We start from the raw sequence: 15,313 nt of genomic DNA, 5'->3' as shown, positions 1-15,313 counted from the left end.
AAAAAGAACCATCCCCGATGCTCAGGAACCCTTGACAAATATATTTAACGAACGTACAATATATCTAACATTCAATAGAAAATTATTTCCATTGGCTATGGAAGCAGATATTATGAAGGATATCGCTGAGGCAATTTATTTGAAGAAGTATAAATGATTGGAGGAAATTATAATGACAAGCACGATCACAAGAGCCGAAGCTTTGGAGTTGCTTATGAAGTATAACAAGGATCCGTTCCATATCTTGCACGGACTGACTGTATCCGGCGTGATGAGGTGGTATGCCGAAAACCATGGATATGCAAATGAATCCGAATATTGGGAGATTGTAGGGCTGCTTCACGATATTGATTATGAAATATTCCCGGATGAACATTGTGTTAAAGCTCAGGAATTGCTGCGGGAAGCAAATATCAGCGAAGAAATGATATATTCTATCTGCAGCCATGGCCACGGCATATGCGTGGATATGAAGCCCAACCATTTTATGGAGAAAATATTATATGCTGTCGACGAGCTTACCGGCTTAATCGGTGCGGCTGTAAGAATGCGCCCCTCAAAAAGTGCTATGGACCTTGAGCTTTCCAGCCTGAAAAAGAAATTTAAAGATAAAAAATTCGCAGCAGGCTGCTCCCGGGATATCATAGAAAATGGAGCCGCTATGCTGGAGTGGAGTTTAGATGAGCTTCTTGAAAAAACAATATTGGCAATGAGATCCTGCGAGGAGTCTGTGAATAAAGCAATGAACGATTTGATTCTTTAATTTCTATTATAATAGGGGGTCCTTGAATGAATTTAAACGCAATAATCGCAGCAAATCTGAAACGGCTTCGCATGGAGAGAAACCTGAGCTTAGGACAGCTGGCAGAGCTGTCGGGCGTCAGCAAAGTAATGCTGGGCCAAATCGAAAAAGGTGATTCAAATCCCACCATCAACATGCTGTGGAAAATTGCAAACGGCCTGAAAGTACCATATACTGTTTTGCTTGATGAGCAGGAAAATGATTCGGAATTCATTTCACGGGACCAGAGAAAGGAGCAGCAAGATTTAAACGGACATTACCGGATTTTCAGATACTATAACAGCACTCCAAGGCGAAATTTTGAACTATTCATGATAGAGCTTGACGCCGGAACAGAGTATGCTTCTGTAGGGCATTCCGAAAAATCTCAAGAATATCTTATTGTATTGGAAGGCAGCCTATGCCTTAAGTCCGGTGAGAATGAATATAATTTGAGTCAGGAAGATTCCATCTGCTTCTTTTCCGCAAATCCGCATACTTACATCAATACAGGAGACTGTACGGTTAAGGCTATTTTGATCAATTACTATCCAAGTTAAATTGATCTGTTGTGGTAGTTGATAAAAGAGTATTTCACTGGACTTAGCCTTGAAGCTTTATACTTGTTATCAACTACCACAACGAGTTAAATTAACTTCTATGTATTTGCTTATATGGGAGTATAAAATATTGCAATATATTGAAAGAGGCTGTTGCATAACGCGTTCAACCTGTCATTCTGAAAGAGCAAAGCGACTGAAGAATCTTTTTGTTGCAATGTCTTAAAGATTCTTCGCTGTGCTCAGAATAGCAAAATTGGAATTTTGCAACAGCCTCTTCTTTTAATTTGGAGGCCTTTTAGTTGATAACCCTTCTGGCTGTATAATAACCCTTTTCATAATATCCCGAAGTGAATGCTGTTTTCTTCACCACGTCTCCTGCTTGGGGAGCATGAACAAATTCGCCATTTCCCACATATATTCCTACATGATTTATGGTCTTCCCATTTCTTGCAAAGAACACCAGATCTCCATATGTTAAATCCTGTTTGGGCACATAAGTCCCAGCCTTCGCCTGAGAGCTTGCCACTCTCGGCAGGGATATGCCAAGCTTGCCAAACAGCGAATACACCAAGCCGGAGCAATCATAGCTGTTAGGCCCTGTTCCCCCCCACTTATAGGGCTTGCCCATCTCTTTAGCTATGAGCTCTTCCAGCTTTAATCTTAAAGCAGTTCCGCGCCTGCTTACACCGCTTCGTGATACAGCCAAGCTGCTCTTGGAGGCTAAAACTTTATCGTGCATTCTTTTTGCAAGGACTATCGCTTCTTCTGTAGTCGTATTTCCCCCGGGGTTAAACAGATTGTCGCCAACTCCATTTATGACTCCGACGCTGTATAAATAACCTACAGCATCCCGTGCCCAGGATGAAATCATATTATAGTCTTCGAATATGTATTCATACATATCTGAATAATTATATTCAGGCTTTGCAGCTCGCAATGTACGGTATAGCATAACACTTATTTCCTGCCGGGTTATCATGTCATCGGGCCCAAATTCCCCTTCTCCTCCGCCCTGCACTATTCCTAAAGCGCTTGCTGTTATGACATTCGTGCTTTGTGTATCAGTAAAGGGGTTTTCTTCTGGCAATATACCTTTTTTGCCGCTCAAGGCTTCATATAATTTCACGGCAACCTCACTGAATTCTTCTCTCGTGATATTGCTTGCATATTTGCCTTGAAGCTTCTCCGGAAGGAGATCAATTTCTTTAGCCTTGTCGATTTCTGCCTTTGCCCAGCCGCTCGGAATGTCCGGATCACTTTGTGCCAAAGCTGAATCGGCATATGTAACTGCGGCCATCATCACAATAGTGATGAGCATAAAAATAAAAATCAAGTTAAACTTATCAACTCTTCTATTCATAAGTTGCGCCATCCTTTCTAGCGAAGCCATTACATAAAGTTGCAGCTCACTCACATATTCAATGTTTACATAATATCATAAAACTTGCTCTTTGTGTTTTCCTTATTATTCCATACATATTCTTATATGTTACTCTTTAGTGTTCCTCCGTATTTTATGATATAATCTATTAGGGTGATTTATATGCAAATATTTAAAAATGATTGGCAAGGTTTATTGGAAGATGAATTACAAAAAGATTATTACTTAAAGCTGAGAAAATTTTTGATAAGTGAATATAGGACAAGAAAAATATATCCGGATATGTATGATATATTTAATGCTTTGCACTATACGCCTTATAGCGAAGTGAAGGTCGTCATACTGGGTCAGGACCCGTATCACGGCCCTAACCAGGCACATGGGCTGAGCTTTTCTGTAAAGCCGGGTGTAGAGGCTCCTCCTTCCCTCATCAATATATATCAAGAGCTCAACAGCGATTTGGGCTGCTATATCCCCAATAACGGCTATTTAAAGAAATGGGCCGATCAAGGAGTCATGCTTCTCAATACTGCGCTGACAGTCAGAGCAGGCCAGGCAAATTCCCACAGGAACATGGGATGGGAACACTTTACAGATAAAATAATCAGCCTGCTGAATGACAGGGAAGATCCCATCGTTTTCATATTGTGGGGAAGCAATGCACAATCAAAGATAAGTATAATAAATAACCCAAAGCATTACATAATAAAAGCACCGCATCCCAGCCCCCTGTCTGCCCATAGAGGCTTCTTCGGGAGCAGACCCTTTTCCAAGACCAATGATTTCCTGGTTTCAATAGGGAAGGAACCTATTGACTGGCAGATTGAAAATATTTAAAAGAATGACCCCCTAATGCTCTTAAAGAAATATTTGAATAAATATATCGTAAAATGTCGACATTTCTCAAAAAAATGTTGACATTTCTATTTTAGGGATATATTATATTCATTAACAATGAAATTTTATACAGAAATACTTTGATGGAGACAAAAAGAACTTCAATTTAGCTACAGAGAGTTGGCATTAGGTGGAAGTCAATGTTAAACAAGTTTCTAATATCGCTCCGGAGTTGCAGCATCAAAAGTAATATACGAGTAGATGCTGACGGAATGTGCGCATGCACATAAGCCGCCGTTATACGGCTATGGTTAACGGATTTTTCCGTCGACCTGAAGAGGCGTTTGATGTGAATCTGACGTAAAACAGAGTGGTACCATGAGAAATATCTCTCATCCCTGTGATAATTAAATCACTGGGAGTGGGAGATTTTTTAATATCAAAAAAAGACAAAAAGGAGGACAAAAAATGGAAAACAGCAAAAGAAAAAGGGAGACTTTCTCATCAGGCATCGCAGTGTTCTTTGCAACACTGGGTTCTGCAGTGGGCTTAGGAAACATATGGAAGTTTCCTTATCTGACGGGTGCCAATGGAGGTGGCGCATTTGTATTTACTTATTTGGTTTGTATATTATTGGTGGGTATGCCCGTGATGATATCGGAATTTTACATCGGAAGAAAGACAAGGAAAAATGCTGTAGGAGCATTCAAGGAGCTAAAGGCGAAGCCTTTTTGGAAATCCATAGGTTTTATGGGTGTTATTTCGTCATTTTTAATCATGTTTTTTTACAGCAGTGTGGCAGGATGGGTATATTCCTATGTGTTTAAAACCCTAAAGGGAGATTTTGCCGCTCTGGCATCCCAATCCATGGAGCAAGCTGCGGCAACTGTCAACCAACAATTTGACGCCGCCGTAGGAGGACCTGTATCCCCATTCGTATGGCAGGTCATTGTTATGGCCGTAGTTTCTATAATAATTATAGCCGGTGTCAGAAAGGGTATAGAGAGAATAACGAAAACATTGCTCCCCTTATTGTTTGTATTGATAATCATTTGTGGTATACGTGCATTGACATTAGAAGGAGCAGTTCCGGGCCTTAAATTCTTATTCCAGCCCGATTTCTCCAAACTTTCTCCCTCTGTCATTTTGTCTGCCCTGGGTCTGGCATTTTTCAAGCTTTCTTTGGGCATGGGCACTATGATAACCTACAGCAGTTATTTCACGGAAGAGGATAATTTATTTGTGACTTCCGCAAAGGTAGCCATATCGGATACTATAGTTTCATTGCTTGCAGGCATAGCAATCTTCCCGGTGGTATTCACCTTCGGAATGGAGCCCGGAGCGGGAACCGGATTGCTATTCAAAACCATACCTCTGGTATTTTCAAAGATACCTTTTGGTAATCTGCTGCTTACAGCATTTTTCTTCCTTACATCTATTGCAGCTACGACGGCGATGCTGTCTCTGCTGGAAGTTCCCGTGGCTTATTTTATCGAGGAAAAAGAAATGTCAAGGAATAAAGCTGTGCTTCTTACTTCCGGAATCATTCTTTTGATAGGGATACTGACAGTACATCCGGAAAGCATCTTCGGAAACGTGGTAATCGCCGGTAAAGGATTCTTCGACCTGTTCGACTTCATATCTTCGAATATACTCATGCCTATAGGCGGACTGCTTATATCCATATTTGTAGGATATATTGCAAATAGAGAAGATACCGAAAATGAACTTTCAAACCATGGAACACTTAATAATCGAGGCATGATCAAAACATATTTAAATATTTTGAGATATGTAACACCTGCACTTTTAATAATTGTGTTCTTAAATTGCATAGGAATAATCAAGCTCTAAATGAATTTCTCTGCATTTGCAGCAAGGCAGGAAACAGGCAAAATAATAACCTGATTTCCGGCCTTTCGCATAATGCTTCTCCATGGAGGCTTATATCATTTGACCTTCCACGTTGTGCCATCCTTTGAATCTATCAGCTCAATGTTATTCTCCAAAAGGGTATTTCTTATTTCATCCGCTTTGGCCCAGTCCTTTTCCTTTCTTGCCTTATTTCTCTCAAGTATAAGCGCCTCAATATATTCTTCATCAATATTATCACTATCATTTATTTCCTCAGCTGCAGTGAGATTTAGAGAAAACACTTTATCGAAATCCTCTATCAAGTAAATCTTCTCCCTATTATTCAGTATATCGCTCTTAATGACTTCAGATAACACCGTGAAGGCGTTTGCTATATTCAAGTCATCGGCTATCTGCTCAGCAAATCTGTCCTGGTATTCTTTTACTTTGCTCATATCCGGTATTTCATCATCTCTTTGGCTCTCAACTATATTTTTAATCCTGCTCTTCAGCTTTTTAAGAGCCCGCTGAGACTCTTTCAGGCTTTCAAAGCTGAATACAAGCTGCTTTCTATATCTCGATTGAAGGCAAAAATGCCTGTAGTCCAAAGGGCTGTATCCTTCCTCAATAAGCCTTGAAAGGGTCAGAAAATCTCCGCTTGATTTTGACATTTTCCCGCTATCGATTACCAGAAACTCTCCGTGCATCCAATAGTTTACCCACTTATGCCCTACAGCGCTCTCCGATTGAGCTATCTCGTTGGTATGGTGCACAGGGATATGATCCACTCCTCCGCAGTGTATGTCTATTCTTTCGCCCAGATACTTCATGGACATGGCAGAGCACTCGATATGCCAGCCCGGGAAGCCTTTTCCCCAGGGTGACTCCCATTGCATTATTTGGTTCGAGAACTTTGAGTTTGTAAACCACAAAACAAAATCAAGAGGATTTTTCTTGAATGGGTCCACTTCAACTCTGCTTCCTGCCTCAAGCTCTTCCATGCTTAGGTTCGCAAGCCTGGCATAGTCCGGATATTTTTCTATCGAAAAGTAAACATTGCCATTGGCTATATAAGTGAAGCCCTTGTGCTCCAGTATTTGAATGAATTTGATCATATCTTCGATATGCTCCGTAGCCCTGCAGACGATTGTAGGCGCTGCTATATTGAGAAGCCGACAGTCCTTTAAAAAAGCCTCTTCATAAAATCTTGCAATTTCCCATACGGTTTTCTTTTCCCTGCTGGCTCCCAAAGCCATCTTATCTTCCCCTGTATCCGAATCGGATTCTAAATGTCCTACATCCGTTATATTCATGACGTGCCGGACTTCCAGGCCCGTATACTCCATGGCTTTTTTAAGGACATCTTCAAAGATATAGGTTCTGAGGTTGCCTATATGGGCATAATTGTACACCGTAGGCCCGCAGGTATACAATTTTATTCTGCCTTTCTCTACCGGTATTATTTCTTCCTTTGCTCTTGTTAAAGTGTTATAAACTGAAAACTTCATACCCTCTCCTCCTATTTTATAAAAAATAAGAAATGCTTCCTTCGAAAACATTCTATAGCAAGGAAGTCTTTCTTTAATCCATACTTTCCTATGGATAATAAAAAACTGCAGACAATAAACCTGCAGTTAATAATCCTGATATAAGTTATAAGGTTATCTCAAAAAAAGCAGACTTGTTGCTATTATCATATAACAATATTGAATTAGTTAATAAACAGCAACAACAACACATCATCCTGAGAAACCTCCTAAAAACAGTATATATTCATTATACAACCAATTGTATGAAATTGATATACATATTTTAAATATTATAAGCAGCTTTGCATAAAGCTATGCTTATACACGGTTTATCTTTTAAAGAATCATATGCATTAATTAAATTTTATTTTATACTCATAATCATGAGTACTATTTCTTTTTACCTCTAATAACAATAACAATCCCAGTAATAGCAACAGCAATTGCTATTACTCCAATAAATCCTATAAAATAAAATGGTGTAAGCATATCTACTGGAAGTTGGAATATACTTTCTACTGTTCCGAATGGGTTCATCATTCTGAACCATGAAAAGCCCACGAATGCAATCATGATCAAAGCAATTAGTCCCCATCCTATTAATAAATAACCAGTGCGATACCCTTTTGTTTTAATCATACGAACTATTTTGGAAAATACATCAGCATCTGAATATCTATTGTTTGAGTTGATGCTGCTATGATTTGTTTCATTGCTCAACAAATCATCTATTGATACAGAGAAAATTTTACTTAGCGACACAATTTTATCTAGTTCCGGGACAGAATCATTCAATTCCCATTTGGAAATAGCCTGTCTCGAAACATTAAGTTCATTTGCTAATTGCTCTTGCGATAACCCATTCTGCTTTCTAAGTTGTTGTATTTTTTCACCTATAGTCATAATAAACCTCCATCAAATTTATGCCTCTATCATACTAAAATATGCGGTTGCGCTCTACCAACTGAACCTTGAACATACGCAACTGGCAGTTGCATCCCTTTATTTGCTTGACACTAACTCATTAAAGTTTACATTATGAGAGGCAAATAGAAAGCCTGACTATATATTTAACACTGAACTAACCCGGCCTAAGTACAGTGCCCCGGGGCACCTTCTCTTGCCCCTGCGGGACAATTCACCTTGTATGGACTCGACTAACATTCAGCGAGGATTGAATCCCCCTCTGAATGAAGTCTCATTCAAGACAACACACACCCTGACCTTGTTCGCTTCCGACTCCGCATATATTGTTCCTCCGTGAAGCTCTATTATGCTTTTGGATATTGCAAGCCCAAGGCCGGAGCCGACGATTTTTGAGCTTCTTGATTTATCAACCCTATAAAACCTTTCAAATATGAGAGGCAGAATTTCTGTGGGAATGGTATCTCCCTGATTTTCAACAACTATAGTTGCTTTGCTGTCATCTTTAACAACCTTGACCAATATTTTACCGCTTAATTCTTTATAGCTATATTTGATCGCATTTGAAAGTATGTTTTCAAAGGTCCTCGCAATAAGATCCGAGTCAATATTTACTATTATTTCAGGATGCGAATAATCGCTTTCGATGGAAAGATTGTTTTGCTTTGCGATCACAGACATTTCGCCCAGAAGCTGCTCCATAAGCTCGACCAGGTTTACATCGCTTTTATGGACCTTTATGACTCCGTTTGAAATCTTTGTATACTCGAATAAATCCTCGATCAATTTCTTAAGCTTTAAAGATTTAGAATATGCTTTTTCTATATAATCATCCATGGCCTTTTCATTCTCATAGGTTTTATCCTTTACCAAGGTAAGGTAGCCGATGATGGTTGTAAGAGGCGTTTTCAAGTCGTGGGACACATTGGTTATCAATTCATTCTTAGTCTGCTCCGCCCTCTTCTCGTCCTCGATCTTTCTCTTCAGCTCCACGGACATTTTATTTATGTTCTCAGCGAGTATCCTCAATTCATCATTTCCCATTTCTGCTACTTTGTAATCCAGGTTTCCCTTTGATATTTCCAGAATGCCGTCCGCTATCTCTCTAATATATCCTATCTTCTTCCTCGTCAAAAGCTGCAGCACCACATAATAGGCAAAAACAGCCCATATCAAGGCAGTGATAATATTTTTTCCGATGAAACCGGATATCCAAAATACAATTATAGCTATTAAAAAGCTGTTTATGTTAGCGACAAATATTTCAACACCTATACTCCTCATGATATAATTCTGATTAAATCTGCCGATGCCGGTGAAAATCCTCGTAAGCAGCTTCTTTCTCAACATAAGGTAAAATATTATCACAAACGTTACAGCACCGGAAATAGAATAATTGTTCAACATTCCATAGGCACCATACTCGTAATATGGCACAAAAAATGAGACAGCAACTCCTCCTGCAATAGCAGATACAAGGCTTATAAGGAGCTTGAGCAATATTTTAAGCACCTTTAAAACCCCGGCGTTGATTACTATTACCTTGCCCGGCTCAGTTTTTTTACTCAACTTTATAGCCTACCCCCCATACAACCTTAATGTATCTCGGCTCCTTTGGATTTATCTCCACCTTTTCTCTGATATTCCTTATATGGACTGCAACCGTATTCTCCGATTCATAGGCCGGCTCATTCCAGACCCTTTCGTAGATTGTCTCCGTGCTCAAAACCCTTCCCCTGTTTCTGGCAAGGAATTCAAGGATGGAAAACTCAGTGGGCGTCAGCTTTATCTCCCTTTCATCGACCTTGACCTGATGGGTCGCTGTATTGATTATAAGGCCTCCGATCTCGATCTCCTCATCGGATTTAGGTGCAGTGCTCCTCAGCATATTGCATCTTCTGAGCTGAGATTTAACCCTGGCAACGACCTCAAGGGGATTGAAGGGCTTTGTCACATAGTCGTCTGCACCTGTATTCAGCCCGAGGATCTTATCTATATCCTCACTTTTGGCTGAAAGCATTATGATGGGAAGATTTCTCTCTTTTCTTATTCTCATGCAGGCCTGTATGCCGTCCATTTTAGGCATCATGATATCCAGGATTATCAAATCTATATCTTCCCTTTCCAGCATCTCAAGCGCTTCCAATCCATCTACAGCCTTTAGCGCGTCAAAGCCTTCGTTTTTTAAATATATCTCGAGCAAATCACGTATATCCTCTTCATCATCAACGATCAGAATCCTTTGTTTTCCCAAAATATGACCTCCTTTTTATAGCCATTCCTGCGGCACCGGATGCTGCAATAAGGCATACCATCGGCATCAACGGATATGAATATCTTGAAAATGTAAAATAGGGAAGGTATATGATATTAAAAAATACAATAGTTATGGCTATGAATATGAAATTCTTTTCTCCTTTTTTAAACAGCTTAAATGCTTCATAAAGTCCTAAGATGAGAATCCCATGATGATATAATGCTGCCTTGGCAAAGGAGACATTAAACATCTCTTTCCAATAAAAAGGGAAATTCCACAACTCCCAGGTTTTGCCCACCGTATACCAATATAGATATTTTATGGGATGCTTCCTGCCATAAACCTTTAGCCTGTATATCCCTGTTTTAAGCTCATTTTCATCGGTTTCTATCGCTGTCTTTCCCACCTCATAAGGGGTATAATCAGTTTTTTGATCATAGTTTATATATGTCCCTTGCAGGAAAGGATTCCCCGATGATAGCGTAAGCGGTATAAACCTATTATATACCTTATAGTTTCTGATCCACCACGGGCTCATCACTGCTGCAAATACAAAAGTCGTAATGATTGTGAATTTAACCATGTCCGATATTTTATACTTCTTGATAATCCACATGATGAGAATTACAGCCGGATATGCCGCAACCGTCGGCCTTATGAGGCAGGCCAGGCCCCACACAAGCCCGCCGGCAATATAGTATAAGGGAGAGCGCTCTTCAATGGCATAAATCGATAGATATACCAGCAGCAGCAATAAAAATTTGAAGCTTGTTTCAGTTAAAATAAGGGTCGGTGCGTAATATTCGGCCATATAAAAGACGCTCAAAATACATCCTATAAGCGCAGTTTTGCTGTTGAAAACCTTTCTGCCGATCAAAAAAATCAAATACATTGATGACCCCTGCAGCACTGCCTGAAAGACCCTGAAGGCCGTTATCCCTCCATACTTTCCGAAGAGCTTCATAAAAAAGGCAAGCATGAAGGTCAGTCCGGGCATTATAAAAACCGTGGGCTCATCAACCTTATGATATATGAAATTTCCATTGTCGAGAAGCTCCCAAGCACTCCTTATATATTTTACATCATCATTGTCCATTTTATCAAAACTTCCGAGATAATTAGCGTTTCCATACATCAATACGGAGTATAGGCTAACAGCGAAGAATACAAATATAATCATAGCAAGGCTTATTTTAACCCATTTTTCTTCATTTTTTATACTAAACACTTTTTCATCTCCTATTTAATTGATACTAAATATGCTCCGAATATAATCACGGCTATTCCTATCCATCTGGTCAAGGGTATGTTTTCTTTAAAAACTATCAATGCAATGACCGCCGCAGCCACATAGCAAAGGCTTTGAAGTGGATAGACCACCGATAATTGAGCCTTAGAGAGTATATACAGCCATATTGCAGTTGCGGCTCCATAGATCAATAAACCTCCCAGGATATATGGATTCAGCAACAACCTTAAAGCTCCGTTAAAGCTAAGCTCCAATGCCGTATCGGACAACCCGATCTTCCATAAAGTTTGTCCGAGGACTAAAAGTATTATGTTCACAGCAAGCAAAAAATATATCATCTATGAATCACCGTTTCCCTTAGTGCTTTTTATGATCCCTATCTCTTGAACCAGCTTGGTTATTTTATTCTGAAGGGAAGATATGGTAATCGTCAGGTAGAAGATCAAAAAGAAAGCAAACACTATTCCGGTCACAAACAAAAAGGCCGGAGCATAGGAAATGTTCACAAGACCGGCCATCTTTTCCGTAAGCCTTTTATTCAGTGAAAGCATTATCAGTATCAGGCTTATAGATATCCAGAAAACACTATATTTGAAATTCAAAACCCTTGTTTTAGAAAAGTATAACGCTGCCGCTAAAAACAATAGCGATAGAATAAAACAATATATATACGCATTCATAAGATCACCTCTTCATATATCATGGTTGAAGCAAAATCGCACTTGTTACCTTTATCATATAATACACTGATTTCAGAGGAGTTATTGATGATTTCCCTCCCTGCCTTTTATTCATATCAACAGAGACCTCCTTTATTCTTATTCCTCTTTTTATGGCATAAACTATTGTCTCGACCTCCGGGTAATCCTTAGGATAATATGTTGAAAAAAGCTCTATAACTTTTCTGTTTGCCGCTCTATAGCCCGAAGTTGTATCATAAAAATTTTGCTTGCAAACAAATGAGACAAACCTGGAGAAAAAATTGATGCCTAATTTTCTCATACTGCTTGATTCATACTCCGTTTGCTCAACAAATCTTGAGCCTATTACCATATCGGCTTCCTTATTTTCAATGACCTCAACAAGCCTTGAAATATCCTTTGGATCATGCTGTCCGTCCCCGTCGATTTGAATGACCACATCGTAATCATTTCTTTTGCCATATAGATACCCTGTCTGAACCGCTCCGCCTATTCCAAGATTTTGAGGAAGATCAATAACAAAGGCTCCTGCTCTTTTAGCCTCAAAGCATGTATTATCCTTTGAGCCGTCATTAACGACAACCACATCGATTTCCGGGTGATATTCTTTGATTGATGCAACCACTTTATAGATATTTTTTTCTTCATTATAAGCGGGCACAACGACCATAACCTTCATACCGCTACCTCATCTCTAATTTTTTCTACCTCCCTATTGTAGGATAACTTTTTAAAGAATCTCCTCGTAAATTATTAAGAATTTCGAAAGATATCTGTAAATAAAATAAAAGTCCAGCATTCCCACTCAATGGTGCTCTGGACTTTATACACTGATATCTATCCCAGATGTGTACTTTTTTGTACATTTATTTTTTCTATAATATCATATCTATATATAACGCATTAAACACATTATATGTCCTCCTGAGACATGTATTGTTTTTTACTGTTGTCATCTGGAATGTTTAAAAGCTTATATTTGAGATTTTCGTCATCTGCTCTTATATTACACCTATTTTCAAACAAATAAGCAAATACAATATTTCATTTCCGTTAAAGGCTATACTTGGCATAAAATACTTCTCGTCAATTATATAACCGCCTAACCGTCGTGCATAGTAACTACATGTACTTTTCATAAGAAAAGTTTTTTTCAAATATATCAATAGCTGCGCCTTTTAAGTCATCATCACTTAGTTTAGTAAGTTGAGCCAAGATATTCTTTTTGATATCTATCTGCGGAAATTTGCCATTATTATCATATACATATTGAACTATATCCTTAAAGATCTGTGTATTTGCCTTGGTATGCGTATTATTTATTTCCATACCAATAGTAGAATCATAAAACTCATTCAGGCAAATAAATGGCATATTTCCGTAGGCTAACTGCGAAAGCTTAGCCCTGTATTCAGTTTCACCTGACCATTTAGATTTAAATCCGGTGCTGTTATCAATGGAATGCTGGCTCTCATGGATAATATTTGATTTTATATTATAATCCTTTTCAAGCTTATTAAAAAGACAGCCTTGCAATTCATTATCAGATATACCTTTGGCCTTTGCCCTTTCGGCCTCGATAGCTATCTGCTTAGTGATAAACTGGAATGCAATATTTGGTGAAAAATATAACTGTAAGGGTTCTCTTTCCTCTTTGTCTGCCTGTGCGCCCCCATATTTCTTTATGATGTCTTCTCTTGCAGCTTCATTATAAAAGGAAGCCACTCGAAGCGTATTATTATATCCATTGTCTTGTATTACCTTGACAATCTCTGTCGGACTAATGCTCCAGCCTCCTACTCCTCCATTTTTCATTGATCTCCAATAATCCAGTCCGTTGCTTGTCATGTTTTTAAGTGTGATAACCTTTAAATCTGCTTCTTTCCCCCATAAAGCAGAATGTATCATAGAACTGTCTATAATCCTTCCAAAATGCGCTCCCAGCATACTTCCGTTTGCTTTTATATTAACAATCCTAATGTGGAATTTCTTTTCTATTTCATTATTCAGCGTATCAATCCACGCAGAAGTGTTTCCTGTATTATCTTTTATCTGAGGAAATAAGCCAGCCATTTTTTCATAGGCCGGTTTAATTCTTTTATAAAAAGTTACTTCTTCCTTCATGCCATTTATGCATCTGTCTCGGTAATAGGTATCAAGCAAAGCCTCAAATTCATCCTTGAAAGATAGATACAACTCCACCTCATAAAGCTTATTCTTGATATCCTCATTTGTCTTATCATGAGCTAAAGCCTTTTTATATTCTATTGCTGCTTCATCATAAAGAACAAGATTCGCATAAAGCTCGGCCATTTGTAGATGTGTCATATTATCTTTATCCTCAATTGCAGCCTTATAAAGTTTATTCCATTCTAATATTCCTTTATATACATGGTCTCCGCTTTCATCTATTAGATTATCGCTTTTCCATATTTTATAAGCCTTTTCATATGATCCTGCTTCAACATAAAGCTTATGCAGCATCGCATTTGCTTCTATGTTGAAGGGATTCTTCTCTGATGCTTTTTCTAGCGCTTCTACAGCTTTTTTTCTATCATTTAGTTTTAGATAACTATTCCCGATATTTGTGTATAAATCGGCTTGTTCTGGATTGAGCGGTAGATTCTCATAGTTAGTAGTGTTTTTTACTGCTTTCTCATAGTGTTTTATAGCTTTTTTGTACTCTTCCTTTGCCTCATAGACACATCCCATTCCTATATAGTGTTTAGGGTTTTTCGGATTCAACTTTATGGCCCTTTGGAGCAATTCATCTGCCTTTTCATAATTATTGAAAATATGAAACTCCATAAATCCATATGTATTTAGTGCCATATCGTTATCCTTGATAATGTCATATTTATCCTGCAACAGCTTTCTTGCTTCTTTATATTTAAGCGAACCAGACAGCATTGCTGCTTCATTAAGCATGGCAACGCTTTCCTTGCTTGGTCCTACAACAGTATTTGCTGCCGGCACACCACTTGAGCAAGAGGCTAGAGCCCATATTAAAGTAACAATCAGCATAATCTTACCAATTTTTATTGCCTTTTTCATAACATTAATTCCCCCTGAAGCTACTTTTAATTATATATCAGTTAATTATATTCCCTGATATCATTACCATCCATTTCCTTATACGTAAATATTTATAATTTGTTTTTTGTGACATGGTTATATTTATAAAAAATATATGGGATAATCCTTTTGATTTTATATACATCATGAGACACTAATAAA

General features: G+C 38.5%; 14 protein-coding genes and 1 other annotated feature. Of the genes, 4 read left to right on the top strand and 10 right to left on the bottom strand.

Annotated features, from left to right (window positions below; all coding sequences use genetic code 11):
• Positions 1-172: 172 nt before the first annotated feature.
• Together LJD61_RS16800 and LJD61_RS16795 are read left to right on the top strand one after the other, a co-directional pair.
• Entirely contained in the window at positions 173-763 is a 591-nt protein-coding gene (locus tag LJD61_RS16800; protein ID WP_255228711.1) for an HD domain-containing protein, read from the top strand.
• 26 nt (positions 764-789) lie between these two features.
• Entirely contained in the window at positions 790-1,341 is a 552-nt protein-coding gene (locus tag LJD61_RS16795; protein ID WP_255228710.1) for a helix-turn-helix domain-containing protein, read from the top strand.
• A gap of 298 nt (positions 1,342-1,639) precedes the next feature.
• Here the strand turns inward: LJD61_RS16795 and LJD61_RS16790 are convergent, their stop codons facing one another.
• Positions 1,640-2,704, bottom strand: coding sequence for an NlpC/P60 family protein (locus LJD61_RS16790; RefSeq protein WP_255228708.1), 1,065 nt, complete (start codon positions 2,702-2,704; stop codon positions 1,640-1,642).
• A 183-nt stretch (positions 2,705-2,887) separates the two neighbouring features.
• Between LJD61_RS16790 and LJD61_RS16785 the strand changes: the two genes are divergently transcribed.
• Together LJD61_RS16785 and LJD61_RS16780 are read left to right on the top strand one after the other, a co-directional pair.
• Positions 2,888-3,562, top strand: a complete 675-nt coding sequence (locus LJD61_RS16785; RefSeq protein ID WP_255228706.1) for a uracil-DNA glycosylase — start codon at positions 2,888-2,890, stop codon at positions 3,560-3,562.
• Positions 3,563-3,693: 131 nt separating this feature from the next.
• Positions 3,694-3,965 (top strand) — a binding site (T-box leader).
• A gap of 65 nt (positions 3,966-4,030) precedes the next feature.
• Positions 4,031-5,416 (top strand): sodium-dependent transporter, encoded by a 1,386-nt coding sequence (locus LJD61_RS16780; protein ID WP_255228705.1) that lies wholly within the window; start codon positions 4,031-4,033, stop codon positions 5,414-5,416.
• Positions 5,417-5,511: 95 nt separating this feature from the next.
• Here the strand turns inward: LJD61_RS16780 and cysS are convergent, their stop codons facing one another.
• The 9 genes from cysS to LJD61_RS16735 all read right to left on the bottom strand — a co-directional run bounded on the left by cysS (position 5,512) and on the right by LJD61_RS16735 (position 15,130).
• Complete coding sequence (cysS, locus tag LJD61_RS16775) at positions 5,512-6,924, bottom strand: cysteine--tRNA ligase (RefSeq protein WP_255228704.1); 1,413 nt, start codon at positions 6,922-6,924, stop codon at positions 5,512-5,514.
• Between the two features lie 411 nt (positions 6,925-7,335).
• Complete coding sequence (locus tag LJD61_RS16770; RefSeq protein ID WP_255228703.1) at positions 7,336-7,848, bottom strand: helix-turn-helix domain-containing protein; 513 nt, start codon at positions 7,846-7,848, stop codon at positions 7,336-7,338.
• Between the two features lie 261 nt (positions 7,849-8,109).
• On the bottom strand, positions 8,110-9,438 hold the full coding sequence (locus LJD61_RS16765) for a sensor histidine kinase (protein WP_255228702.1): 1,329 nt from the start codon (positions 9,436-9,438) through the stop codon (positions 8,110-8,112).
• Positions 9,431-10,123 (bottom strand): response regulator transcription factor, encoded by a 693-nt coding sequence (locus LJD61_RS16760; protein WP_255228701.1) that lies wholly within the window; start codon positions 10,121-10,123, stop codon positions 9,431-9,433. The genes LJD61_RS16765 and LJD61_RS16760 overlap by 8 nt, the downstream gene beginning before the upstream one ends.
• Entirely contained in the window at positions 10,095-11,354 is a 1,260-nt protein-coding gene (locus LJD61_RS16755) for an ArnT family glycosyltransferase (protein WP_255228700.1), read from the bottom strand. Before LJD61_RS16755 ends, LJD61_RS16760 begins: the two co-directional genes overlap by 29 nt.
• An 11-nt stretch (positions 11,355-11,365) precedes the next feature.
• Entirely contained in the window at positions 11,366-11,713 is a 348-nt protein-coding gene (locus tag LJD61_RS16750) for a DMT family transporter (protein WP_255228699.1), read from the bottom strand.
• Complete coding sequence (locus LJD61_RS16745) at positions 11,714-12,055, bottom strand: DUF2304 domain-containing protein (protein WP_255228698.1); 342 nt, start codon at positions 12,053-12,055, stop codon at positions 11,714-11,716.
• Between the two features lie 19 nt (positions 12,056-12,074).
• On the bottom strand, positions 12,075-12,755 hold the full coding sequence (locus LJD61_RS16740; protein ID WP_255228697.1) for a glycosyltransferase family 2 protein: 681 nt from the start codon (positions 12,753-12,755) through the stop codon (positions 12,075-12,077).
• Between the two features lie 443 nt (positions 12,756-13,198).
• Positions 13,199-15,130 carry a tetratricopeptide repeat protein gene (locus LJD61_RS16735; RefSeq protein ID WP_255228696.1) on the bottom strand — a complete coding sequence of 644 codons (1,932 nt, stop codon included), beginning with the start codon at positions 15,128-15,130 and terminating at the stop codon, positions 13,199-13,201.
• Positions 15,131-15,313: the final 183 nt, after the last annotated feature.

It is taken from the genome of Lutispora saccharofermentans (assembly GCF_024363565.1).
Classification (GTDB): Bacteria; Bacillota; Clostridia; order Lutisporales; family Lutisporaceae; genus Lutispora; species Lutispora saccharofermentans.
This window is presented reverse-complemented; position numbering and strand designations above follow the sequence as displayed.